Annotated in this window: 18 protein-coding genes and 1 riboswitch; of the genes, 6 read left to right on the plus strand and 12 right to left on the minus strand. The window is 70.9% G+C overall.

The annotated features are described in order from the left end of the window. Positions 1-13 precede the first annotated feature (13 nt). Complete coding sequence (locus AC5P1C_RS02130) at positions 14-1,141, minus strand: ferrochelatase (protein WP_493863895.1); 1,128 nt, start codon at positions 1,139-1,141, stop codon at positions 14-16. 143 nt (positions 1,142-1,284) lie between these two features. Here AC5P1C_RS02130 and AC5P1C_RS02135 point away from each other — a divergent pair, with 143 nt between their 5' ends. Both AC5P1C_RS02135 and AC5P1C_RS02140 read left to right on the plus strand, forming a co-directional pair. Next, the gene (locus AC5P1C_RS02135) at positions 1,285-2,535 is read left to right on the plus strand and encodes an MFS transporter (protein ID WP_493863896.1); all 1,251 of its coding nucleotides are present in this window, start codon (positions 1,285-1,287) and stop codon (positions 2,533-2,535) included. After that, positions 2,483-3,814 (plus strand): D-arabinono-1,4-lactone oxidase, encoded by a 1,332-nt coding sequence (locus tag AC5P1C_RS02140; protein WP_493863897.1) that lies wholly within the window; start codon positions 2,483-2,485, stop codon positions 3,812-3,814. The genes AC5P1C_RS02135 and AC5P1C_RS02140 overlap by 53 nt, the downstream gene beginning before the upstream one ends. 36 nt (positions 3,815-3,850) lie before the next feature. On the opposite strand, the gene AC5P1C_RS02145 is transcribed toward AC5P1C_RS02140, so the two are convergent. After that, a complete protein-coding gene (locus AC5P1C_RS02145) occupies positions 3,851-5,122 on the minus strand; it encodes a hypothetical protein (protein WP_493863898.1) in 1,272 nt (423 codons plus the stop codon). 462 nt (positions 5,123-5,584) lie between these two features. On the opposite strand from AC5P1C_RS02145, the gene sepH reads away from it, so the two are divergent. Next, the gene (gene sepH / locus AC5P1C_RS02150) at positions 5,585-6,685 is read left to right on the plus strand and encodes a septation protein SepH (protein ID WP_493863899.1); all 1,101 of its coding nucleotides are present in this window, start codon (positions 5,585-5,587) and stop codon (positions 6,683-6,685) included. A 70-nt stretch (positions 6,686-6,755) separates the two neighbouring features. On the opposite strand, the gene AC5P1C_RS02155 is transcribed toward sepH, so the two are convergent. After that, complete coding sequence (locus AC5P1C_RS02155) at positions 6,756-7,610, minus strand: sulfurtransferase (RefSeq protein WP_493863900.1); 855 nt, start codon at positions 7,608-7,610, stop codon at positions 6,756-6,758. A gap of 323 nt (positions 7,611-7,933) precedes the next feature. On the opposite strand from AC5P1C_RS02155, the gene AC5P1C_RS02160 reads away from it, so the two are divergent. Further along, the gene (locus AC5P1C_RS02160) at positions 7,934-8,740 is read left to right on the plus strand and encodes a VOC family protein (RefSeq protein WP_493863901.1); all 807 of its coding nucleotides are present in this window, start codon (positions 7,934-7,936) and stop codon (positions 8,738-8,740) included. 1 nt (position 8,741) lies between these two features. On the opposite strand, the gene AC5P1C_RS02165 is transcribed toward AC5P1C_RS02160, so the two are convergent. From AC5P1C_RS02165 to AC5P1C_RS02180, 4 genes are read right to left on the minus strand one after another with little or no spacing between them, the layout of a single operon-like run. Continuing rightward, the gene (locus tag AC5P1C_RS02165) at positions 8,742-9,419 is read right to left on the minus strand and encodes a thymidine kinase (protein WP_493863902.1); all 678 of its coding nucleotides are present in this window, start codon (positions 9,417-9,419) and stop codon (positions 8,742-8,744) included. 51 nt (positions 9,420-9,470) lie between these two features. After that, positions 9,471-10,664 (minus strand): alkaline phosphatase family protein, encoded by a 1,194-nt coding sequence (locus AC5P1C_RS02170; protein WP_493863903.1) that lies wholly within the window; start codon positions 10,662-10,664, stop codon positions 9,471-9,473. Continuing rightward, positions 10,664-11,260: a DUF5998 family protein gene (locus tag AC5P1C_RS02175; protein WP_493863904.1), complete on the minus strand. Its 597-nt coding sequence runs from the start codon at positions 11,258-11,260 to the stop codon at positions 10,664-10,666. The genes AC5P1C_RS02170 and AC5P1C_RS02175 overlap by 1 nt, the downstream gene beginning before the upstream one ends. Before the next feature lie 42 nt (positions 11,261-11,302). Next, entirely contained in the window at positions 11,303-14,188 is a 2,886-nt protein-coding gene (locus AC5P1C_RS02180; RefSeq protein WP_493863905.1) for a bifunctional acetate--CoA ligase family protein/GNAT family N-acetyltransferase, read from the minus strand. Positions 14,189-14,402: 214 nt separating this feature from the next. Between AC5P1C_RS02180 and AC5P1C_RS02185 the strand changes: the two genes are divergently transcribed. Then, complete coding sequence (locus tag AC5P1C_RS02185) at positions 14,403-14,684, plus strand: HPr family phosphocarrier protein (protein ID WP_190085156.1); 282 nt, start codon at positions 14,403-14,405, stop codon at positions 14,682-14,684. Between the two features lie 248 nt (positions 14,685-14,932). On the opposite strand, the gene AC5P1C_RS02190 is transcribed toward AC5P1C_RS02185, so the two are convergent. The 4 genes from AC5P1C_RS02190 to AC5P1C_RS02205 all read right to left on the minus strand — a co-directional run bounded on the left by AC5P1C_RS02190 (position 14,933) and on the right by AC5P1C_RS02205 (position 19,874). Next, positions 14,933-15,646, minus strand: coding sequence for a GntR family transcriptional regulator (locus AC5P1C_RS02190; RefSeq protein ID WP_493863906.1), 714 nt, complete (start codon positions 15,644-15,646; stop codon positions 14,933-14,935). 206 nt (positions 15,647-15,852) lie between these two features. After that, positions 15,853-16,656, minus strand: a complete 804-nt coding sequence (locus tag AC5P1C_RS02195; RefSeq protein WP_493863907.1) for a M23 family metallopeptidase — start codon at positions 16,654-16,656, stop codon at positions 15,853-15,855. Positions 16,657-16,668: 12 nt separating this feature from the next. Continuing rightward, positions 16,669-16,832, minus strand: a riboswitch (cyclic di-AMP (ydaO/yuaA leader). A gap of 301 nt (positions 16,833-17,133) precedes the next feature. Continuing rightward, positions 17,134-18,519 carry a M16 family metallopeptidase gene (locus AC5P1C_RS02200; RefSeq protein WP_493863908.1) on the minus strand — a complete coding sequence of 462 codons (1,386 nt, stop codon included), beginning with the start codon at positions 18,517-18,519 and terminating at the stop codon, positions 17,134-17,136. Then, a complete protein-coding gene (locus AC5P1C_RS02205) occupies positions 18,516-19,874 on the minus strand; it encodes a M16 family metallopeptidase (protein WP_493864030.1) in 1,359 nt (452 codons plus the stop codon). The genes AC5P1C_RS02200 and AC5P1C_RS02205 overlap by 4 nt, the downstream gene beginning before the upstream one ends. A gap of 219 nt (positions 19,875-20,093) precedes the next feature. Here AC5P1C_RS02205 and AC5P1C_RS02210 point away from each other — a divergent pair, with 219 nt between their 5' ends. Then, entirely contained in the window at positions 20,094-22,547 is a 2,454-nt protein-coding gene (locus AC5P1C_RS02210) for a DNA gyrase/topoisomerase IV subunit A (RefSeq protein WP_493863909.1), read from the plus strand. On the opposite strand, the gene AC5P1C_RS02215 is transcribed toward AC5P1C_RS02210, so the two are convergent. After that, positions 22,548-23,699 carry a CobW family GTP-binding protein gene (locus AC5P1C_RS02215; protein WP_493863910.1) on the minus strand — a complete coding sequence of 384 codons (1,152 nt, stop codon included), beginning with the start codon at positions 23,697-23,699 and terminating at the stop codon, positions 22,548-22,550. It lies immediately after the preceding gene. Positions 23,700-23,796 lie beyond the last annotated feature (97 nt).

Raw genomic sequence — 23,796 nt, forward strand, 5'->3', positions numbered from 1 at the left:
GTGCCTTCGTGAGTTACGCGTACGGGCTGTCGACGCCCGCGGCCGCGGGCTTCGGTGCTCGCGAGGGGCAGCAGCCCACCGGGCAGAGGTCGTGGCTCGCGCCGAGCGCGCCCAGGGCGCAGGGCGCGACCTCGCGCCCGCTCTCGGCGTCGGCCCGCTCCAGGACCATCTCCCTGATCCCGGCGGCGAACCGCGGGTCGGCGCCGACCGTGGCCGAGCGGCGGACCGGCAGGCCCAGCTCCGCGGCCTTGGCGTCGGCCTCGGTGTCGAGGTCGTACAGCACTTCCATGTGGTCCGAGACGAAGCCGATCGGGACCATCACCACGGCGGGTGCGCCCGCGGCGTGCCGCTCCTCCAGGTGGTCACAGATGTCCGGCTCCAGCCACGGGATGTGCGGGGCCCCGCTGCGCGACTGGTAGACGAGCTGCCAGGGGTGCTCGACGCCGGTCTCCTCGCGCACCGCGTCGACGATGAGCCGGGCCACGTCCAGGTGCTCCGCGACGTACGCGCCGCCGTCCCCGTGGTCCTCGACGGGCCCCGAGGTGTCGGCCGCCGCGGTCGGGATGGAGTGCGTCGTGAAGGCGAGGTGCGCCCCTTCGCGTACGGCGTCGGGGAGCTCGGCCAGGGACTTCAGGACCCCGTCGATCATGGGGCGGACGAAGCCGGGGTGGTTGAAGTAGTGCCGCAGCTTGTCGACGCGCGGCACCTCCAGGCCCTCGGAGGCGAGCACGGCGAGGGAGTCCGCCAGGTTCTCCCTGTACTGGCGGCAGCCCGAGTACGAGGCGTACGCACTGGTCGCGAGGACGAGCACGCGGCGGTGGCCGTCCCGGACGAGCTCGCGCAGGGTGTCGGTCAGATAGGGCGCCCAGTTGCGGTTGCCCCAGTAGACCGGCAGGTCCAGGCCGTGCTCTGCGAAGTCCTTGCGCAGGGCGTCCAGCAGGGCGCGGTTCTGGTCGTTGATCGGGCTGACCCCGCCGAACAGGAAGTAGTGCTGCCCCACCTCCTTGAGCCGCTCCTTGGGGATGCCACGGCCCCGCGTCACGTTCTCCAGGAACGGGACGACGTCGTCGGGGCCTTCGGGGCCGCCGAACGAGAGCAGCAGCAGGGCGTCATAGGGAGAGGCATCGAGCGCATCGGACATGTCTCCGATCCTGCCACCCGCCACTGACAGCCGGAAAATCACGGTGCGTTCGGCCCCGCCGGGCCCGTAAGCTGTATTGGCCATCTTTACGCCTTACCGGGGGCCCCTACGCGGAGCCGTCCGGCGCCTCAGCGGAGTCCCACGTGCCAAGCCCCTACCGCGCCATCTTCGCCGCCCCCGGCACCAAGGGGTTCTCGACGGCGGGCTTCCTCGGACGGATGCCGCTGTCGATGATGGGCATCGGCGTCGTGACCATGGTGTCCCAGCTCACGGGGCGGTACGGACTGGCGGGCGCGCTCTCCGCGACCGTCGCCCTCTCCGGCGCCGTGATCGGCCCGCAGATCTCGCGTCTTGTCGACCGGCACGGCCAGCGCCAGGTGCTGCGGCCCGCGACGCTGGTCTCCCTGGCCGCGGTCGCCGGGCTCCTGCTCTGCGCGAAGTACGAACTGCCGGACTGGACGCTCTTCGCCTTCGCCGCCCTCGTCGGCTGCGTGCCGAGCGTGGGCTCGATGATCAGGGCGCGCTGGGCGGTGCTCTACCGGGACACTCCGCAGCTGCACACCGCGTACTCCTTCGAGTCCGTGGTGGACGAGATCTGCTTCATCTTCGGGCCGATCATCTCGATCGGTCTCTCCACGGTGTGGTTCCCCGAGGCCGGACCGCTGGTGGCCGGGGCCTTCCTCGCCGTGGGCGTCTTCTGGCTGACGTCCCAGCGGGCCACCGAGCCCGTGCCGCACGGCCGTGAACACCACACCAAGGGCTCGGCATTGCGCTCCGGAGGGCTCCAGGTCCTGGTCGCGACCTTTGCCGCGACGGGTGCGATCTTCGGGTCCATCGACGTGGTGACCGTGGCGTACGCCGAGGACCAGGGCCACAAGGCGGCGGCGAGCCTGGTGCTCGCTGTGTACGCGCTCGGCTCCTGTGTGGCCGGTGCCGCCTTCGGGCTCCTGCACTTCAAGGGTGCTCCCGCACCGAGGTGGCTGCTGGGTGTCTGTGCGATGGCCGTGAGTATGATCCCGCTTCAGTTGGTCGGGAACCTTCCGTTTCTGGCCGTGGCGCTGTTCATCGCGGGCCTCTCCATCGCACCGACCATGATCACGACGATGGCCCTCGTCGAACAGCACGTACCACGCGCGAAGCTGACCGAGGGCATGACCTGGGTGAGCACCGGACTCATGGTCGGCGTCGCGCTCGGCTCCTCCGCGGCCGGCTGGGTCATCGACGCGGCCGGATCGGACGCCGGGTACGCGGTCCCCGGACTGTCCGGGACCGTCGCGGTGGCGGTCGGGGTCCTGGGGTATCGCCGGCTGAAGAAGCCGGTTCCGCGACGGGGAGGCACCCATGAGCACGGCATCGGGCACGGGCAGCGCGAAGAGCACAGCAGCGTGGCGTAACTGGGCGGGCAACGTCACGGCACGCCCGGCCAGGGAGGTCACCCCCGCGTCGGTGGACGAGCTCCGTGCCGCGGTGCGTCAGGCCAAGGAAGACGGCCTCAAGGTGAAGCCGGTCGGCACCGGCCACTCCTTCACACCGGCCGCGGCGACCGACGGCCTCCTGATACGCCCCGAACTCCTCACCGGCATCCGCAGGATCGACCGCGAGGCCGGCACCGTCACCGTGGAAGCGGGCACTCCGCTGAAGCGCCTGAACGCGGCGCTCGCCCGCGAAGGCCTGTCGCTCACGAACATGGGCGACATCATGGAGCAGACGGTCTCCGGTGCGACCAGCACGGGGACGCACGGCACGGGCCGCGACTCGGCGTCGATCTCGGCGCAGATCACGGCACTTGAGCTGGTCACCGCGGACGGCTCGGTCCTGACCTGCTCCGAGAAGGAGAACCCCGAGGTCTTCGCGGCGGCCCGGATCGGACTCGGCGCCCTCGGCGTGATCAGCGCGATCACCTTCGCCGTGGAGCCCGTCTTCTTCCTCACCGCGCGTGAGGAGCCGATGACCTTCGACAAGGTCACCAGCGAGTTCGACGCGCTCTACGCCGAGAACGAGCACTTCGAGTTCTACTGGTTCCCGCACACCGGCAACTGCACCACCAAGCGCAACAACCGCAGCGCGGGCCCCGAGGACCCGCCGGGCAGGATCAGCGCCTTCGTAGAGGACGAAATTCTCTCCAACGGCCTCTTCCAGGTGGTCAACACGGTCGGCAGGGCAGTCCCCGCGACCATCCCGGGCATCGCCAAGATCTCCAGCAAGGCGCTCTCCGCCCGCACCTACACGGACATTCCCTACAAGGTCTTCACAAGCCCGCGCCGCGTGCGCTTCATGGAGATGGAGTACGCCGTCCCGCGGGCAGCCCTCGTCGAGACGCTGCGCGAGCTGAAGACGATGGTGGAGCGCTCGAATCTGCGGATCAGCTTCCCCGTAGAGGTCCGTACCGCCCCCGCGGACGACATCACGCTCTCCACGGCCTCGGGCCGGGAGAGCGCGTACATCGCCGTCCACATGTACCGGGGCACGCCCTATCAGACGTACTTCACCGCCGCGGAGCGGATCTTCACCGCCCACGAGGGCCGGCCCCACTGGGGCAAGATCCACACCCGGGGCGCCGACTACTTCGCGCAGGCCTATCCGCGCTTCGCCGAGTTCACGGCCCTGCGCGACCGCCTGGACCCGGACCGCCTCTTCGGCAACGCCTACTTGCGCCGCGTTCTGGGCGACTGAGGCGACTTGGGCCGCCGGGACCGCCGGGGCCGCCCCCTACGGGGTGGCGGTCTCTCGCTGCGTGTCGCTTCCGTCGCCGGTGTCGCCGCTCGACGGGGTCGGCGTCGGAGTGGGGGTGGGGGTCGGCGTGGGGGTGGGCGTCGGGTCCGTCTTGGAGCCGTCGCCGGAGTCGGAACCCTTGTCGGGGTCATCCTTCGAACCGGAGTCGGAGTCGGAGTCGCTTCCGGTGTCCGGGGACTGCGAGTTCGCCCCGCTCGGGTCCTGCGAGGCACCGTCGCCCTGTTGGGATCCGTCGCCCGTACCCGTGGAGGGCCCGTCGGACGGCTGCTCGGAGGGTTCGGTCGAGGGCGTGGGCTGGTCATCGCGCGAGCTGTGCCCGCCGCCCGTGAAGCCGTTGCTGATCGTGGTGCCGTGGCCTCCGCTGAAGTCCTCGCCGGAGACGATCTCGTACGTCGTGATCCCGGCCATGGCCACACCGAAGACGACCGCGGCCGCGATCAGCGGCCGCTTCCAGCCTCGGACCTGCGTGCGATGCGTGGTCCCGTCGGTGAACTCGTCCGAGGGAAGCGGCGACTCGACCGGCGCTGCGGGAGACGTCGGCCGCAGGACGCGCGTCGCGTCGTCCCTGGGCACCAGTTGCGTGGCGTCGACCGACCCGAGCATCTGCGTCTTCTCGGCGGCGGCGTCCGCCACGGGCAGCATGGTCGTGCGATCGGCGTCGACATCGGCGACCCGCAACACGGTCGTGCGATCCGCCTCGGCGCCCGCCACGCGCAACACGGTCGTACGGTCCGCGGCAGCCTCCGCCACCGGCAACACGGTCGTGCGGTCCGCCTCACCGCCCGCGAGCGGCACCGCGGTGGCGTCCGGGTCGGCCGCCCTCCCCCATGTCGTCGTCACGGGCCCCGTCCCGGCATGTGCCGCCGCTCCCGTGTACGCCGCCGCTCTGAACGTCTCCGCCACCGGCGCACCCGAATCGGTCAGCGGCACCTGATGTGCCCGCGGCTTCGCCTGCACCGCGACGTCACGTATCTGCTCGCCCGTGCGCCGGAAGAAGTGCTGGAAGAGCGTGCCGCCACAGGTCGCGACAGCGCTCACCACACCGGCGCCCAGGATCGTGCCGTAGACGCCGAAGCTCGACGCGAGCTTCGCCGCCACGACCGCGGCCACGGCGCTTCCCGCCACCTGCGGCACACTCAGGTCGAGGCGCCGCCTCTCGGTCGGCTCCCCCTGGCCCGTCGACGGGCCGCTCGACTGGTCCTTCGGCTGGTCCTTCGACTCCGCGCCGGAACCCGGCTTTTCACGCATCTCCGACCCTTGCCTGCCTTTCTCGACTGACTGCACGAGAAAGGGACGTATGGGTGTAGTGGATAGTTCCGTTTCTGGAGATTCCGTGAAGTGTGCCACTCGTACACCACCCTGCCCGGGTATCCCCGGGCGCCAACTCCCGTCCCCTGCGAGAAGTTCGGCGGCGCGGCGGACCACCCGCGTGGCCCGAATGGAGTACTGTTGCGAGCCCTGGGTCCGGTCTCCCACCTGGGTGCCCGGGGCCTTCCAGGACCGCCGGGAGGGGGCTCGCTGCGCAGGGTGACCAAAGTGGTCACTGAGAGTTGCGAAGAGGTAACCGTGCCATAACGGCGGCCTTGGGCCCATGCCCGACACGCCGGGCAACTCGGCAAGGTTGTGGCAGGCTGCACCCGGGCAGGCCACACTCGACTAGCGGAAGCAGCGACGCACGTGACGTCGGCAGGCACCACCCGGGAGGTCCCCATGCCCGAACTGCGTGTCGTGGCCGTCAGCAACGACGGCACACGGCTGGTGCTGAAGGCTGCGGACAGCACTGAGTACACGCTTCCGATCGACGAGCGGCTGCGCGCCGCGGTGCGCGGTGACCGTCCGCGCCTCGGCCAGATCGAGATCGAGGTGGAGAGCCACCTCCGCCCCCGCGACATCCAGGCACGGATACGTGCCGGAGCCAGCGCGGAGGAAGTCGCCTCGCTCGCCGGAATCCCCGTCGATCGCGTCCGCCGCTTCGAAGGACCCGTGCTCGCCGAGCGCGCCTTTATGGCGGAGCGGGCCCGGAAGACCCCCGTGCGCCGTCCCGGCGAGAACACCGGACCCCAGCTCGGCGAGGCCGTATCGGAGCGACTGCTCCTGCGCGGCGCCGACAAGGAGACCGTCCAGTGGGACTCCTGGCGCCGTGACGACGGCACCTGGGAGGTCCTGCTCGTCTACCGCGTCGCGACCGAGCCGCACTCCGCGAGCTGGACGTACGACCCGCCGCGGCGGCTCGTCCAGGCCGTGGACGACGAGGCGCGCTCGCTGATCGGCGAGACGGACGACATCGCCGCGCCCGAGCCCAGCTTCCCGTTCGTGCCGCGCATCGCCCGGCTGCCCCGGGACAGGCCTTCGCTCGACCGGCCGCTCGACCGCGCCCTGGACCGGCAGTTGGAGCGTCCGAGCCCGCCGCCTCCGCCCCCGGAGGTGGCCGAGGAGAACACGGCGACCGCCGCGACCGCGTCCGTGTCCGAGTCTGAGCGGGACTCGCTCACCAGCCTCCTGGAGGCGGTGCCGAGCTTCCGCGGCGACATGATCGTGCCGGAGCGCCCCGCGCTGCCTGCCACGGATCTCCCGCCCGCCGAGGAGCCCGAGCAGGACCCGGAGGCCGAAGAGCCCCCCGCGGCGTCGGCCGGGGCGGGTGCCGCGTACGCGGACGTCCTGATGCCGCGCTCGGTGGCCAGCCACCGCGACCGCCTCGTCGGCACGACCGACCGCCAGGCGGAGGCCGACGGCGTCCGCCCCGGACGGCGCGCGGCGGTACCGAGCTGGGACGAGATCGTCTTCGGCACGCGCCGCAAAAAGCAGGAGTAGCAGCTCGTCGTACGCGGTCGGGGCCCCGCACCGTGCAGGTGCGGGGCCCCGACCGCGTACTGCCTGCCTCCTACTGCGGATCCGGCCCCTTGGCCACCGGACGGGACTCGTCCGACGACCACTCCGACCACGAGCCGACGTACAGCGACGCCGGGATCCCCGCCACCGCGAGGGCGAGCACCTCATGCGCGCCGGACACGCCTGAGCCGCAGTAGACGCCGACCTCGGAAGTGTCGGACGCGCCCAGGGAGTTGAACCGGGCCGCCAGCTCGGCGGCCGGCCTGAAGGTGCCGTCCGCCGTGACGTTCTCCGTGGTCGGCGCCGAGACCGCGCCCGGGATGTGGCCGCCGACGCGGTCGATCGGCTCGACGTCGCCGCGGTAGCGCTCGGCCGCGCGGGCGTCCAGGAGCAGCCCGGAGCGGGCCAGGGCCGCCGCGGCGTCGGCGTCCAGGAGGTCCGTGGTGTTCGTCTCGGGGACGAACGTGCCCTCGGCCTCCGGGCGCTCGTCCCCCGCCGTCAGCGGACCGCTCCACGCCGCGAGGCCGCCGTCGAGCACCCGCACCGAGGGATGCCCCGTCCAGCGCAACAGCCACCAGGCGCGTGCCGCGGCCCAGCCCTGCCCGCCGTCGTACACGACCACGTCCCGGTCCGGCGAGACTCCGGCGGCCCGCATCACCGCTCCGAAGCGCTCCACGTCCGGCAGCGGGTGCCGTCCGGCCGGACCCGCAGGGCCCGCCAGGTCCGCGTCCAGGTCGACGAAGACCGCCCCGGGCACATGGCCCTTCTCGTACTCGGCCCGCCCGTCGAAGGCGGGGGCGCCCGCCGCCTTGGCGGTGCTCAGCTGCCAGCGGATGTCCAGGAGCACTGGCGGGTTCTCGCCCGCCAGGTCGCTCGCGAGTTCGGATGCGGAGATGATGGCATTCATGGGCCCCATCCTTGCGTACGGGGTGGCCGCATCGTTCAGGTCCGGCTACCCTGCTCCGCCGGACCCCGCCGAACACGCGGCGTATGGATCCAGGCACGCCGTGTACTGCTGAACGACACCACTGTGCAATCGCGCGTTTACGGATGAGAGACGGCGAACCGGGCATCCTCTGGGCGAAGCCGGGGGGGCAAGCGGCGCCGCCGGGGCGCGCGGTACCGCAGGTGGTGCGAGCATCTGCACGGGCGGGCAAACGCGCGATATAGGCATGTGCGTTCGAAAGCGGAAGCCGAGCGGCCACCTGACGGGCCGAGGAGAGAGTGACGATGACGGAGGCACGGGGGTCGACGGGCGGGCGTGACGGCTCGGGGGCCGTCCGCCGCGCGCCCGGCACACCCACCTGGGTGAGCCTGATGGCGCATGGCCTGAGCGCGACCCAGGAGTTCTACGGAGCGTTGTTCGGCTGGGAGTTCCAGCCTGGCCCGGAGCAACTCGGGCCCTACGTACGGGCGCTGCTCGACGGCCACGAGGTCGCCGGGATCGGACAGCTGCCGCCCGACCACCATCTGCCGATCGCCTGGACGCCGTACTTGGCGTCGGACGACGTGGACGCGACGGCCGAGGCCGTGCGGCACTGCTGCGGCACGATCGGCGTCGGCCCGCTGGACGCGGGCCCCGCCGGGCGGATGGCCATGGCGGTGGACCCCGCGGGCGCGGTGTTCGGGATCTGGCAGGCGGCGGAGCACGTGGGCGCGGCCCTCGTCGGGGAGCCGGGGGCGCCCGCCTGGAACGAACTGGTGACCCCGGAGACTGCGGGCGTCGTCAAGTTCTACCAAGCGGTCTTCGGATACACCGAAGAGGCAGTCGTCTCGGCCGACTTCGACTACGTGACGCTCCAGGTCGAAGGACGCCCCGTGGCCTCGGTGCACGGCGTGGGCCAGAGCCTGCCGCGGGACCGGGGCGCGCACTGGATGACGTACTTCGAGGTCGCCGACGTGGACGAGTCGGTGGAGCGGGTCGTCGAACTCGGCGGGCACGTCATCAATCCCGCACGGGCGGGCAGCCACGGCCGGGTGGCCACGGTCGCCGACCCGGAGGGCGCGGTCTTCACGCTCGTACGGTCGGAGGGCTGACTCAGACGCGGGCGGCCGTGTCGGCGGTGTCGGCGCTGTCGACCGGCAGCACGTCGGGCGACAGGGCCCCCGCGTGGGCGGTCGCCGCCGTCATCCTGCGCCGGTGGTGACGGCGGCACAGCACCTCGTAACCCACCTCGTCCGCCGCGTGGTTGACGTCGCCGACGACGACCTGAGCGCCCTCGACGACCATTGCACCGCCTATGGTGCGGGCGTTGTGGGTGGCACGGGCACCGCACCAGCACAGGGCCTCGACCTGCAACACCTCGACGCGGTCGGCGAGTTCGACCAGGCGCTGCGAGCCGGGGAAGAGCTTGGAGCGGAAGTCCGTGGTGATGCCGAAGGCGAAGACGTCCAGGCCCAGGTCGTCGACCACGCGCGCGAGCTGGTCGATCTGTCCGGGGGCGAGGAACTGCGCCTCGTCCGCGATCACGTAGTCCGCGCGGCCGCCCTGCGAGAGGTGGTCGACGAGATGGGCGTAGAAGTCGAAGTCGTCCGCCGCCTCGATCGCGTCCGTGACCAGGCCGAGCCGTGAGGAGAGCTTGCCCTCGCCCGCGCGGTCGTCACGGGTGAAGATCATCCCCTTCAGGCCGCGGGTCGAGCGGTTGTGCTCGATCTGCAGAGCCAGGGTGCTCTTTCCGCAGTCCATCGTTCCGGAGAAGAACACCAGCTCGGGCATGGGGGGTTGAGCCTTTCGGGACGTACGGGGGCAGTGCGGGTCAGCACTTGATCACGAGCGTACTTCGAGGAGCGGTACGAGCTGCTCGACGGCGGTCATCGAGCCGTGCATGCCGACCAGGGCCGACTCCTTCGGCTCCTTCTCGGTGGCGATGATCGCCACGTCGTCGTGGGCCGCCGCGATGACGTCGCCGATGCGTCCGTACACCCGCTCGTCGACGACGCCGGGCGGGCCGAACCAGCCAGCGGCGATCGCCTCGTCCCGGCTCGCGACCCAGAACTGCTCGCCGAGCACCTCGCGCCAGACGGTCAGGACGTCGTTCTCGGCACCCGGCACCGCGTACACATGGCGCGCGCGGCCCTCGCCGCCGAGGAGGGCGACGCCCGCGCGCAGCTCCCAGTCCTCGTCGAAGTCGATGCGGGACTGCTCGTCGAAGGGGATGTCGAGCATGCCGTGGTCGGCGGTGACGTACAGGGCGCTGCGCGGCGGGAGTTGCTCGGCCAGACGCTGAACCAGGCGGTCGACGTACATGAGCTGGCCGCGCCAGGCGTCGGAGTCGACGCCGAAGCGGTGGCCCTTGCCGTCCACTTCCGCGTAATACGTGTAGACCAGCGACCGGTCGCCCGCGCCCAGTTGTTCGGCCGCGAGGTCCATGCGGTCCTCGCCGGAGAGCTTGCCGCGGAAGCTGCCGCCGCTCAGTGCGATCTTGGTGAGCGGGGTGTTCTGGAACGTCGGGGAGGACACCTGTGCGGTGTGCACGCCCGCCGCGTGGGCCTGCTGGAAGACCGTGGGGTACGGCTGCCACTTGCGCGGGTCCGTCCACGGGTTCCAGCGGAGCTGGTTCATCAGCTCGCCGGTGGCGGGGTTGCGGACCGTGTACCCGGGCAGGCCGTGCGACGCGGGCGGCAGACCCGTGCCGACCGAGGCCAGGGAGGTCGCGGTGGTGGCGGGGAAGCCCGCGGTGATCGGGCGCCCCGTACCTCCGCGCGACGAGCCGATGAGCGAGGTCAGGAAGGGCGCGTCGGCCGGATGGGCACGGAGCTGCTCCCAGCCGAGGCCGTCGATCAGGAACACGCAGTTCCGGTCGGCCGGCGCGAGTTCCGGGATGACGGGCGAGAAGCCCTCGACGCCCTGGTGGGAGACGAGCGTGGGCAGCAGGTCGGCGAGCGAGCCCACGCCGTACTCGGGCAGGGGCGCGGAGTCGAGGGAGAGCGGCTCTACGTCGTCCCACGCGGGCAGGGACATCAGCGGGCGGTCTCCGCGGTCGCCTCGGACAGCGCCTGTGCGAAGACCAGGGTCTGGCGCACGGTGTCCGGGCCGTCGCCCGCCTCGCTGACGCGGAGGCTGAGGTCGTCGGCGGTGGAGCTGCCGGTGTAGCCGTGGTCCGCCTCGCAGTTGGGGTCGCCGCAGGCGGCGGGCTCCAGGTCGATGCGCGACACGGCGCCCCAGCCGATGGTCAGGACGACCTCGCGGGGCAGCGAGCCCGGGACGTACTTCTCGGGGTTGGCGACGACGCGGCTGACGACAACCGACGAGATCCGGCCGATTTTCACGGACTCCGTGGAGGTCGTCGCGTACGGCGTCGGAGAGGTGCTGTCCGCCGCCTGCTCGTCGGTGTGGCTGACGATGAAGCGGGTGCCGGTCAGGACGAGGACCGTCACGTGCCGGCGCACTTCGTTCGCGTCGAACGTGGTCTCCTGGTGGACCAGGTACGACCCGATGGGCTCGCCGCCGATCGCGGCCTCCACCGCCTCGGCCACGAGGGCCGGGTAGTAGCCGCTGCGCTCGATCGCCGCGCGCAGCCCCTGGGTCGTCGTACCGGTCTTTGCCATGCCGTCCATCCTACGACCCGTCGGAGGGCACACGGTGCCCCACTGGCCGCCTCAGTACCCGGGCAGGGCTCGCGGACCGAGGTCGCTGCGGGCCGGCGGGGGCGCGAGGCGCACGGATGCGCCGAGCACGGAGAGGCCGTGCTCGGCGACGACCACGGGCTCCAGGGACACGGCGACCACCTCGGGGTGATCGTCCACGAGACGCGACACCCGCTGGAGCAGCTCCTCCAGGGCCGGGGTGTCCACGGGGGCCGAGCCGCGCCAGCCGAAGAGGAGCGGGGCGGTCCGGATGGACCTGACCAGGGAACCCGCGTCCCGGTCGGTCACCGGGACCAGCCGGTGCCCGGTGTCGCCGAGCAGCTCGGACGCGGCGCCGGCGAGGGAGAACGAGAGCACTGCTCCGGCCGCCGGGTCGATGACCGCGCGGACGACGGTGTCGACGCCACGGGGTGCCATCGCCTGCACGGCGGGCCGCAGCTCGGCGGGCTTGCCGAAGGCGTGGGTCAATTCGGCGTAGGCGCGGCGCAGTTGCTCCTCGTCCGCGAGGTCGAGCCGTACGCCGCCGAGGTCTGCGCGGTGACGCAGGTGCGGGGCGGTGGTCTTGAGGGCCACGGGGTAGCCGAGCGCGCGGGCGGCCGCCACGGCCTCGTCCGGGTCGGGCGCGGGCCGGGCGTCCCGTACGTCGATGCCGTAGCGCCCCAGCAGTTCGCGGGCGTCGTCCTGGGCGAGGGTGGCGCCGCGCGGGTCGCCCTGCTCGGCGAGGAGCTCACCGATCCGCCGGGCGGCACCGCTCTCGTCGATGTCCTCGTACTCGTGGACCTTGCCCGGCTCCCTGGCCTCGCGCCGCCACTGGGCATACTTCACGGCTTCGGCGAGGGCCCGGACGGCACGCTCGGCGGCGGGGTAGGCGGGGATGCGGTCCGCCGCCGGTGCCGCCGTGGGCCCACCCTCTGTGGCCGCCGCTGCTGTGGGCAGGCGTCCCGCAGGGCGATGGGGGCCTCCCCCGCTCGAACGAAGTCGAGAGCTTGGGGAAGGGTGGGCACAGCCCCCGCTGCCGGGCGCAGGCGCAGTGGCGTCAGGGCGAGTCCGGGTAGCGGCGGCCAACGCTTCGGCGAGGCCGCCGAGTTCTACGTGGACCACGGCTACGGGCTTCGCGGGGCAGCCGGCAGCCGCCGCGTGCAGCTCGCCGGCCAGCGTCTCCGGGGACGCCGTGATCCCGTCCTCCCCCACCCAGGGAATCGCCGTCACGATCACCGCGTCACAGGAGTCGTCCGACAACGCCTCGGCAAGCGCCGCCCTGAAGTCCGCGGGAGTGGCCCCCGTGGTGAGATCCCGCGGCGGCATCGGCCGCAGTCCATCGGCCACACACGCGTCGTACGTAAGAAGCCCGAGCGACTCGGAGTTGCCGAGGATGGCGACCCGCGGCCCCGAGGGCAACGGCTGCCCCGCGAGCAGCAGCCCCGCATCCACCATCTCGGTGACCGTGTCGACCCGGATGACCCCCGCCTGGCGCAGCAGCGCCGACACCGTGGCGTGCGGAAGCCGTGTGGCCTGCACCGCGTGCCCCGTGGGCGCGATCCCGCTGTGTTTCGCCCCCTGCACCACGACCAGTGGCTTCGCCGTCGCCGCGCGTCGCGCGAGCCGCGTGAACTTGCGCGGGTTGCCGATGGACTCGAGGTACATCAGGGCGACATCGGTGTCCGGGTCCTCGTACCAGTACTGGAGCACGTCATTGCCGGACACATCGGCACGGTTGCCCGCGCTCACGAAGGTCGAAAGGCCCGCACCGCGCCGGTGCAGCCCGGAGAGCAGCGCGATGCCGATCGCGCCGGACTGGGTGAAGAGGCCGATCCTGCCGCGCTCGGGAGGATGCGGGGCGAGGGACGCGTTGAGCCGCACGTCCGGCGCCGTATTGATGACCCCGAAGGCGTTCGGGCCGAGGATGCGCGTGCCGTACGACCGTGCCTGGCGCACCAGTTCGCGCTGCCGCTCACGGCCCTCGGGGCCACTCTCCGCGTACCCGGCGGAGATCACCACAAGGCCGAGCACCCCGAGCTCGCCGCACTCGGCCACGGCCCGTGGCACACGCTCGGCGGGCACGGTCACGACGGCCAGCTCGACGGGCGCGTCGATGTCCCGCACCGAGCGGTAGGCGGGCACCCCGTCGACCTCGGCGCCGTCCTCGAACGCGCTGTTCACCGCGTAGAGCCGTCCCGTGAAGCCCGCCTCGCGCAGATTGCGCAGGACACTGCGGCCCACGCCGCCCGGCGTACGCCCGACGCCGATCACGGCGACCGACTTCGGAGTGAGAAGCCGCTGCACGGACCGTGCCTCGGCGCGCTGCTCACGAGCACGCTGCACGGCGAGCGAGCGGTCGGTCGGCTCCAGATCGAATTCGAGACGTACGACGCCGTCCTCGAAGCTGCGCTTCTGCTGGTAGCCCGCATCCGTGAACACCTTGATCATCTTGGTGTTGGCGGGCAGGACCTCGGCGGCGAAGCGGCGGATGCCGCGCTCCCTGGCGACGGCGGCGATGTGTTCGAGGAGGGTCGACGCCACGCCCCTGCCCTGGTGGGCGTCCTGTACGAGGAAGGCGACCTCGGCCTCGTCGGCGGGCGCGCTCGCCGACATCCCGCGCTCGTCGATGCGGTCGAACCGCACGGTGGCGATGAACTCGCCGCCCACGGTGGCCGCGAGGCCCACCCGGTCCACCTGGTCGTGGTGGGTGAAGCGGTGCACGTCCTTGGCGGACAGGCGGGGGTAGGGCGCGAAGAAGCGGTAGTACTTCGACTCGTCCGAGACCTGCTCGTAGAAGCTGACCAGGCGGTCGGCGTCCTCAGCCGTGATGGGCCTGATCCGGGCGGTGCCTCCGTCACGCAGGACGACGTCGGCTTCCCAGTGGGAGGGGTATGCGTGCCGGTCCGACGGGGTCTGCATGGGGCCAGGGTACGGGTCGCGGGGGCGCCTTGGCCGGGGCAGGCTAGGAGTCGTCGACGGGCCGGGACGTAAGACCCCCCTGGCGCGAGGACGTACGGTCGAAGGGCACGGACCAACCGTCGACCAGGGTGCGGACCGACGTCCGGCGGAGCACCCATGACGGCATGAGACACTGGTCTAGACAAGTGTGAGACACCTGGAAGGGCAGCAACACATGGCTGAGCGCCGCGTCAACGTCGGCTGGGCCGAGGGCCTTCACGCCCGACCCGCCTCCATCTTCGTCCGCGCGGCCACCGCCGCCGGCGTCCCCGTGACGATCGCCAAGGCTGACGGCAACCCCGTGAACGCCGCCTCCATGCTCGCGGTGCTCGGCCTGGGCGCGCAGGGCGGCGAGGAGATCGTGCTCGCCTCCGACGCCGAGGGCGCGGACGCCGCTCTCGACCGTCTGGCGAAGCTGGTCGCGGACGGCCTCGAGGAGCTCCCCGAGACCGTCTGAGACCGCCTGAGACCGGGCTGAGACCGTCTGGTCGAAGACTGGAACTCATGCGCCGAAGGGCCCGCCCGAAATTGGGGCGGGCCCTTCGGCGTTCCTGTGTCCGTTCACTGAATATCGACATCGGGCTCGACATAGGGCTCGACTTGGAATCGACATCGGACGCGACACAGGACACTGAATTCGGGCAGCGGAAATAACCCCCCGCCCAATAGCCACCGAATAGCACTTCTTTGTATACGGCGCCTCTGTTAATGCCGGAGGCCCACCGTGTTTACGGGATGTTGCGAATCCCTCACACGATCACGGCCCCGCCCCCGCTCGCCCCGCCCGCCCTGCGGAGGGAAGCGCAGCCGGTGCGCGGCCGTCGCCCGCTCCGTGTGGGCCGCGGTGAGCGACCTCGCCCGCTCCGCGTCCCCGCGAGCGACCGCGTCGACGATCGCGGCGTGCTCCGCCCAGGACTCCGCGGGAGCGGCCGAGGCCTCGACGACGTACATCCAGGCGATCTTGTGCCGGAGCTGGGTGAGCAGCGCCGTGAGCCCCTGACTGCCGGACGACTGGGCGAGCGTCTCGTGGAACCAGCCGCCCAGCGAGCGCAGATCCTCGCTCTGACCGCGCCTGGAGCGCTCCTGGCCGAGCCTGACGAGGCCGCGCAGGACCTTCAGGTGCGCCTCCGTGCGGCGCTGCGCGGCGCGGGCCGCGCCCAGCGGCTCCAGGAGCATGCGGACCTCCAGGAGGTCGGCCGCCTCCTGCTCGGTCGGCTCGGCGACACACGCGCCCGCGTGCCGGCGCGTGACGACGAAGCCCTCGGCCTCCAGGGTGCGCAGGGCCTCGCGCACGGGGACGCGGGAGACTCCATAACGGCGCGCGAGCAGTTCCTCGGTGAGCCGGCCACCCCGCTCGTAGACACCGGAGACGATGTCGTCCCGGATGGCCGTGCATACCGAGTGCGCGGGAATGCGCATGACCTGACCTCCGCCTTAATCCCCGCGAAACGCGGTCGATCGACGCCTGTTCAGTGACTCTATTGCAGAACGACTGAATTTCCGACGGTCGGCCGAAATCCATGGATACTTTTGGCCAAAGGCGGTGCGGGAACGGCGAAAGCCCCGGCTCTCGACGAGCCGGGGCTTTCGGTGAATCGGGTGCGCGTCGCGCGAAACGCCTGGGATCAGACGTTGACGCCGTGCGAGCGGAGGTACGAGACGGGGTCGATGTCCGTGCCGTAATCCTCGCCGGTGCGGGCCTCGAAGTGGAGGTGCGGGCCGCTGGAGTTGCCGGTGGAGCCGGAGAGGCCTATCTGCTGGCCCGGAGTGACCGCCTGGCCGACGGTGACGCTGAGAGACGACATGTGGCCGTACTGGGTGTACGTACCGTCGTTCATCTTGATGACCACGTTGTTGCCGTAGGCGCCGCCCCAGCCGGCCTCGACGACCGTGCCGGAGCCGACCGCGTGGACCGTGGTGCCGGACGCCGCGTGGAAGTCGACGCCGGTGTGGCTGCCGGAGGACCACATGGCGCCGCCGGTCTGGTAGCCCGTGGAGATGGACGAGCCGGAGATCGGGGAGACGTAGCTGTTGAGGCGCTTGCGCTCGGCCTCGCGAGCGGCACGCTCCTTGGCCTCGCGCTCCTTCTTGGCCTTGGCCTTCGCCTCGGCCTCGGCCTTGCGCTTGGCTTCTTCGGCCTTCTTCTTGGCGGCCTCTTCGGCCTTCTTGGCGGCCGCGGCGGCGTCGGCGGCCTGCTGCTGGGCCGTGGCCTGCGCGTCGATGCTCTCGGCGAGCGAGTCACCCACGGAGACGGCCTGGGTCAGGCCGGTGTGCTGCGGAGCCGGTGCTTCGTCGGCGGCGAGCGCCGGAGCGGCCAGGCCTCCGATGACACCGGTGGTGGTGAGGGCTGCGACGCCCGCCACGTTCGCGGTCGTACGCGTGAGGCGGCTCGGGCGACGGTGCTTCCCGGTGGCACGGGTGAACGCCATGAAGCGGCTGATCCTTTCCTTCCTTCTCGCCTACCGGGTTAGCTGACGGGTTCGGAGCAGGAAGGTCTCCTACGAGTCCCTCACCTCTCGGCAAGGTTCCCGATTCACCCCAAGGGGACATGTGGGTCCCCGGCTCCCCTGGCTCGCGCCGTACGGGGACTCGGCGATGACTGTCCGGTGCCGCGGGTGCGGCGTACTGCATGACGAACAGCCGGACCAGACGCTAAGCGGGGCATCTTTCAAACGACAAACGGATCAGAGCTTTTGTAGCGCACGCCACAGGTCAGACACGTAACCTCCATAGCAATTCGGACATATGAGGACCCCGGTGACTTTTTCCAGCCACCGGGGTCCCGATATGTCCTGACTGTCACTCAGCTCGCGACGGCCGCTCGACTCTCAGCGGTCACTCGGCCCGCAGCGGTCTCAGCTCCAGCCCTCTCAGCTCCAGCCGTCTCCAGTCGCCTCAGCTCCTACTCAGCCCGTGACGACACTCACTTCACCGATGCCGAGCGCCCTGACGGGCTCCTCGATCTGCGCGGCGTCACCGACGAGCACCGTCACGAGCCGGTCCCCGGGGAAGGCGCTCACCACGGCTGCGGTGGCCTCCACGGTGCCGGTCGCGGCCAACTGGCGGTACAGCTGCGCCTGGAAGTCGTCCGGCAGGTGCTGCTCGACCTGATCGGCGAGCGTGGCCGCTACGGACGCCGCCATCTCGTACTTGAGCGGGGCGACGCCCACCAGGTTCTGGACGGCGACATCACGCTCGGCGTCCGTGAGGCCCTCGGCGGCGAGGGTGCGCAGGACCTTCCACAGGTCGTCGAGCGCCGGGCCCGTGGACTCCGTGTCCACGGAGCCGCTGATGGCGAGCATCGCGGCGCCCGTGCCATCCGGAGCGGAGCGCAGGACCTGGGCGAACGCCCGCACACCATAGGTGTAGCCCTTTTCCTCACGCAGGACGCGGTCCAGACGCGAGGTGAGGGTGCCGCCCAGGCAGTACGTGCCGAGCACCTGAGCGGGCCACACGCGGTCGTGACGGTCCGGTCCCACGCGGCCGATGAGCAGCTGCGTCTGGACGGCGCCGGGGCGGTCCACGATGACGACACGCCCGGTGTCGTCGGCGGTCATCGGGGGCACGGGGCGCGGCTCGGCCGTGCCACCCGTCCAGGCGCCGATGGTGTCGGCGAGGACGGCGTCCAGGTCGACGCCGGTCAGGTCGCCCACGACGACGGCCGTCGCCGTGGCCGGACGCACGTGCTTCTCGTAGAAGGTGCGCACCGCGGCCGAGTCGATGGCCGTGACCGTCTCCTCGGTGCCCTGGCGGGGGCGCGACATGCGCGAGGTGGCCGGGAACAGCTGCCGGGAGAGCTCCTTGGCAGCGCGGCGTGCCGGGTTGGCGGCCTCGTGCGGGATCTCGTCCAGGCGGTTGCGTACGAGGCGCTCGATCTCACTGTCCGCGAAGGCGGGGGCGCGCAGGGCGTCGGAGAGCAGGCCCAGCGCCTTGGGGAGGCGGGAGACCGGGACTTCGAGGGAGACGCGGACGCCGGGGTGGTCGGCGTGCGCGTCCATCGTGGCGCCACAGCGGTCGAGTTCGGCGGCGAAGTCCTCCGCGGAGTGCTTGTCCGTGCCTTCGTTGAAGGCCCTCGCCATGATCGTGGCGACGCCGTCCAGGCCCGCGGGCTCGGCGTCGAGCGGCGCCTCCAGGTGGACCTCCACGGCGACGACCTGCTGGCCGGGGCGGTGGCAGCGCAGCACCGTGAGGCCGTTGTCCAGGGTGGCGCGCTCGGGCGCGGGGAAAGCCCACGGCCGTGCCGTGCCTGCCTGGGGCTGCGGGTGGAACTGCATCGTTGCGGCCTCGCTCACTTCGCCGCCTCCTCTTCGTCCTCGTCGGTGGCTTCGGCGCCTTCGGGGGCCGCTGTTCCCTCGGTGGGCTCGTACACGAGCACCGCGCGGTTGTCGGGGCGCAGGCGGGCCGCGGCGGCCGCCTTGACCTCTTCCGCGGTGACGTCCAGGACGCGGCCGACGGCGGTGAGGGCGAGCTGCGGGTCGCCGAACAGGACGGCGTACCGGCACAGTTCGTCGGCGCGGCCCGACACCGTGGCGAGCCGGTCGAGCCACTCGCGCTCCAGCTGCGCCTGTGCGCGCTCCATCTCCTCGGCGGTGGGACCCTCTTCCGCGAAGCGGGCGAGCTCCTCGTCGACGGCGGCCTCGATGACGGGGACCTCGACGTCGCCGGACGTCTTCACGTCGAGCCAGCCGAGCGAGGGGGCTCCGGCGAGGCGCAGCAGGCCGAACCCGGCCGCCACCGCCGTGCGGTCGCGGCGCACCAGGCGGTTGTAGAGCCGGGACGACTCACCGCTGCCGAGGACCGTGAGCGCGATGTCGGCGGCGTCGCACGCGCGCGTGCCGTCCTCCGGGAGGCGGTAGGCGGCCATCAGGGCGCGGGCCGGGACCTCTTCCTCGACGACCTCGCGCAGCTCCTTGCCGATCGTGTCGGGCAGCGAGCCGTCGCGCGGCGGCTGCTTTCCGTCGTGCGAGGGGATGGACCCGAAGTACTTCTCGACCCAGGCGAGGGTCTCCTGCGGGTCGATGTCGCCGACGACCGACAGGACGGCGTTGTTCGGCGCGTAGTACGTACGGAAGAAGTTCCGCGCGTCCTCCAGCGTCGCCGCGTCCAGGTCGGCCATGGAGCCGATCGGGGTGTGGTGGTACGGGTGACCCTCGGGGTACGAGAGGGCCGTCAGCTTCTCGAATGCCGTGCCGTACGGAACGTTGTCGTAGCGCTGGCGGCGCTCGTTCTTGACGACGTCCCGCTGGTTCTCCATGGACTCTTCGTCGAGCGCGGAGAGCAGGGAGCCCATCCGGTCCGCCTCGAGCCACAGGGCCAGCTCCAGCTGGTGTGTGGGCATCGTCTCGAAATAGTTGGTGCGCTCGAAGCTCGTGGTCCCGTTGAGCGAACCGCCCGCGCCCTGCACCAGCTCGAAGTGGCCGTTTCCGTGCACCTGCTTCGAGCCCTGGAACATCAGGTGCTCGAAGAGGTGCGCGAGGCCCGTACGGCCCTTGACCTCATGGCGCGAACCGACGTCGTACCAGAGGCAGACCGCTGCGACCGGGGTCAGGTGGTCCTCGGAGAGCACCACGCGCAGGCCGTTGGCCAGCCGATGCTCGGTCGCTGTCAGGCCGCCGGAGCCGGCCTCGGCTGTGGCCGTGTGACCCATGGGCATGTACGTCCCTTCGATCGCGAAAAGCTGGAAATTCTGCCAGTCGTGCCACTGTATGCAAGCGTGCTGACAACCGGTGAAGTTCCCGCTCCGCGCTCGGCGTAGTCGCGGTCGAAGTCCGGGTCGTGGTCGGCGTTGTCAGTGGGACAGTCCACAATGGTCGGCGTCAGATCCCGTTGATGCCCTGGCAGACACCGTGAAGGAGCCGCAGCAGCGATGGCCCGCCGCAGCACGAAGACCCCGCCACCCGACGAGTCGTTCGAGGAGAAGATCCTCGACATCGACGTCGTCGACGAGATGCAGGGCTCCTTCCTCGAGTACGCGTATTCGGTCATCTACTCGCGCGCCCTTCCGGACGCCCGCGACGGCATGAAGCCGGTGCACCGCCGGATCGTGTACCAGATGAACGAGATGGGCCTGCGCCCCGACCGCGGCTATGTGAAGTGCGCCCGCGTCGTCGGCGAGGTCATGGGTAAGTTGCACCCGCACGGCGACGCGTCGATCTACGACGCCCTGGTGCGCATGGCCCAGCCCTTCTCCATGCGGCTTCCGCTGGTGGACGGCCACGGCAACTTCGGCTCGCTCGGCAACGACGACCCGCCGGCCGCCATGCGGTACACCGAGTGCAAGATGGCCGACGCGACGTCGTTGATGACGGAGTCGATCGAAGAAAACACAGTCGACTTCGAGTCGAACTACGACGGCCAGGAGCAGGAGCCGGTCACCCTCCCGGCGGCCTATCCGAACCTCCTGGTCAACGGCGCGTCGGGCATCGCCGTCGGCATGGCGACGAACATGCCGCCGCACAACCTCGGCGAGGTCATCGCCGCGGCCCGCCACCTGATCAAGCACCCCGGGGCCGACCTGGAGACGCTGATGCGTTTCGTGCCGGGCCCGGACCTGCCCACGGGTGGCCGCATCGTCGGCCTGTCCGGGGTCAAGGACGCCTACGAATCAGGACGCGGCAGCTTCAAGATCCGCGCGACGGTGGCCGTGGAGAGCGTGACCGCCCGCCGCAAGGGCCTGGTCGTGACCGAACTGCCCTTCTCCGTGGGCCCCGAGAAGGTCATCTCGAAGATCAAGGACCTGGTCGGCTCGAAGAAGCTGCAGGGCATCGCCGACGTCAAGGACCTCACGGACCGCTCGCACGGCCTGCGCCTGGTCATCGAGATCAAGAACGGCTTCGTGCCGGAGGCCGTCCTGGAGCAGCTCTACAAGCTGACGCCGATGGAGGAGTCCTTCGGCATCAACAACGTAGCCCTGGTGGACGGCCAGCCCCTCACGCTCGGCCTCAAGGAGCTCCTCGAGGTCTATCTCGACCACCGCTTCGACGTCGTGCGCCGCCGCAGCGAGTTCCGCCGCGGCAAGAAGCAGGCGAGGCTGCACCTGGTCGAGGGGCTCCTGGTCGCCCTCCTGGACATCGACGAGGTCATCCGCCTCATCCGCTCCAGCGACAACTCCGCGCAGGCCAAGGAGCGCCTGATGGAGCGCTTCTCGCTGAGCGAGATCCAGACGCAGTACATCCTCGACACGCCGCTGCGCCGCCTCACCAAGTTCGACCGCATCGAGCTGGAGTCCGAGCGCGACAAGCTCAAGGCCGAGATCGACGAGCTGACGCGGATCCTGGAGTCGGACGCGGAGCTGCGCAAGCTGGTCTCCTCCGAACTGGCCGCCGTGGCCAAGAAGTTCGGCACGGACCGGCGCACGGTCCTCCTGGAGTCGGCGAGCACCCCGGCGCCCACGGTCTCGCTGCAGGTGGCGGACGACCCGTGCCGCGTACTGCTCTCCTCGACCGGCCTCCTCGCCCGTACGGCCAATGGCGAGCCGTTCGCCGAGAGCGACACCAAGCGCGTCAAGCACGACGTGATCGTCTCTGCCGTCCCCGCGACCGCGCGGGGCGAAGTGGGCGCGGTGACCTCCGAGGGACGCCTGTTGCGCCTCTCCGTGGTGGACCTCCCCCAGCTTCCCGAGACGCATGCGGCGCCCAACCTCTCCGGAGGCGCGCCGGTTTCGGAACTGCTCTCCCTGGAGACGGACGAGACCCTGATCTGCCTCATGACCTTGGACGAGTCCTCGCCGGGCCTGGCCCTGGGCACCGAACAGGGCGTGGTGAAGCGAGTGGTCCCGGACTATCCGTCCAACAAGGAGGAGTTGGAGGTCATCACCCTCAAGGACGGTGACCGGATCGTCGGCGCGGCCGAGCTGCGCACGGGCGAGGAGGACCTGGTCTTCATCACGGACGACGCGCAGCTCCTGCGCTACCAAGCCTCGCAGGTCCGTCCGCAGGGCCGCCCCGCGGGCGGCATGACGGGCATCAAGCTCGCGGACGGCGTCAAGGTCATCTCCTTCGTGGCGGTCGATCCCGCCGTGGACGCCGTGGTCTTCACGGTGGCGGGCTCGCGCGGCACGCTCGACGACTCGGTGCAGACGACGGCCAAGGTGACGCCGTTCGACCAGTACCCCCGCAAGGGCCGGGCCACGGGTGGCGTCCGCGTCCAGCGCTTCCTGAAGGGCGAGGACTGCCTGAGCTTCGCGTGGGCGGGCCCGACGCCGCCGCTCGCGGCCCAGCGCAGTGGCCTGCCGGCGGAGCTGCCGGAGATCGACCCGCGCCGGGACGGCTCGGGCGTCTCCTTGGCGAAGCCGGTGGCGGCGGTGGCGGGCCCGGTGTAGTCAGTAGCCCTCCGGCTCCTGGACGTCCTGCTGCCCTTCCTGGACGTACCGAAGTACGCCCCACATGCTGTGCCCGTCATCGGCACCGGCCTGTGGGGCGTACTCAGCACTGGCCTGTGGGGCGTGCTCCTGTGGGGCGTGTTCCTGAGGGGCGTGCTCCTGAGGGGCGTACTCACGGCACGCCTCGAGCTCCTTCTCCAGGGCCGGTGCGTCGATGCCCGCCCCGATGAGCACGAGCTGGGTGAGCCGGGGCTCACCTGCGGCCCAAGGCTCTGGATAGAAGCGCAGGAACCGCCCGACGGCGTGCACGGCGTACTTGTTGCGCGGATCGTCGGCGCCGAAATCGACGTACCCCTTGATGCGGTAGAGCCCTTCGGGCCGACTGTCGAGGAGGGCCATGAAGGGGCGGGGGCTCATGGGCACTTCGGAGGAGAAGGAGAGGCTTTCGTAGGCGGAGTGCAGGTGGTCATGATGCAGGTCGCCCTCATCATGAGCATGCGTGTGCAAGTCATCGAAGGACAGTTGCCCGAGCCGCTCCCCCACGGGCCTGCGGTCGAGGAGCAGCTCCACGTCGACGCGCCCGAAGGAGGCGGGGACGACGGCCGCACGATCGGTGAAGCCACGGACGACGCCGAGGATGCGCTCCCGTTCCTGGTCAGGGACGCGATCGATCTTGTTGACCACCACGAGATCGGCGATCCCCAGATGCCGATCGACCTCGGGATGCCGCTGCCGGGTCGCGTCGAACTCGGCGGCGTCGACGACCTCGACGAGCCCCCCGTACACGATGTGCGGATTCTCGCTGGCCAGCACCATCTTCACGAGCTCCTGCGGCTCGGCGAGCCCGCTGGCCTCGATGACGATGACGTCGATCCGGGCGGAGGGCTGGGCAAGCTTCTCGAGATACACGTCGAGCTCACCGGCATCCACCGCACAGCACAGACACCCATTGCCGAGCGAGACGGTGGAGTCACCGAGCTGCCCGGCGACCGCCATGGCGTCGATCTCGATGGACCCGAAGTCATTGACGATGGCACCGATGCGGCTGCCGCCGCTGCGGTGGAGCAGATGATTGAGCAGGGTCGTCTTGCCGGACCCCAGAAAGCCCGTGAGGACGACGACCGGGATCTGCCCGGCACACGGCTGAGTCAACGTGCGACCCCTTTCACACTGACGCGTGCACCGGCGCGGGCGCCAGCTCTCGTACGACGAATGAATGCTGCCCCAGGATACGAGCGCGTAGAAACAC

This window comes from Streptomyces sp. A18, from assembly GCF_059026065.1.

Coding starts and splice junctions, on each gene's coding strand:
- AC5P1C_RS02130 (WP_493863895.1), bottom strand. CDS start 1,141: ATGTCCGATGCGCTCGATGCCTCTCCCTATGACGCCCTGCTGCTGCTC.
- AC5P1C_RS02140 (WP_493863897.1), top strand. CDS start 2,483: ATGAGCACGGCATCGGGCACGGGCAGCGCGAAGAGCACAGCAGCGTGG.
- AC5P1C_RS02145 (WP_493863898.1), bottom strand. CDS start 5,122: ATGCGTGAAAAGCCGGGTTCCGGCGCGGAGTCGAAGGACCAGCCGAAG.
- sepH (WP_493863899.1), top strand. CDS start 5,585: ATGCCCGAACTGCGTGTCGTGGCCGTCAGCAACGACGGCACACGGCTG.
- AC5P1C_RS02155 (WP_493863900.1), bottom strand. CDS start 7,610: ATGAATGCCATCATCTCCGCATCCGAACTCGCGAGCGACCTGGCGGGC.
- AC5P1C_RS02160 (WP_493863901.1), top strand. CDS start 7,934: ATGACGGAGGCACGGGGGTCGACGGGCGGGCGTGACGGCTCGGGGGCC.
- AC5P1C_RS02165 (WP_493863902.1), bottom strand. CDS start 9,419: ATGCCCGAGCTGGTGTTCTTCTCCGGAACGATGGACTGCGGAAAGAGC.
- AC5P1C_RS02170 (WP_493863903.1), bottom strand. CDS start 10,664: ATGTCCCTGCCCGCGTGGGACGACGTAGAGCCGCTCTCCCTCGACTCC.
- AC5P1C_RS02175 (WP_493863904.1), bottom strand. CDS start 11,260: ATGGACGGCATGGCAAAGACCGGTACGACGACCCAGGGGCTGCGCGCG.
- AC5P1C_RS02180 (WP_493863905.1), bottom strand. CDS start 14,188: ATGCAGACCCCGTCGGACCGGCACGCATACCCCTCCCACTGGGAAGCC.
- AC5P1C_RS02185 (WP_190085156.1), top strand. CDS start 14,403: ATGGCTGAGCGCCGCGTCAACGTCGGCTGGGCCGAGGGCCTTCACGCC.
- AC5P1C_RS02190 (WP_493863906.1), bottom strand. CDS start 15,646: ATGCGCATTCCCGCGCACTCGGTATGCACGGCCATCCGGGACGACATC.
- AC5P1C_RS02195 (WP_493863907.1), bottom strand. CDS start 16,656: ATGGCGTTCACCCGTGCCACCGGGAAGCACCGTCGCCCGAGCCGCCTC.
- AC5P1C_RS02205 (WP_493864030.1), bottom strand. CDS start 19,874: ATGGGTCACACGGCCACAGCCGAGGCCGGCTCCGGCGGCCTGACAGCG.
- AC5P1C_RS02210 (WP_493863909.1), top strand. CDS start 20,094: ATGGCCCGCCGCAGCACGAAGACCCCGCCACCCGACGAGTCGTTCGAG.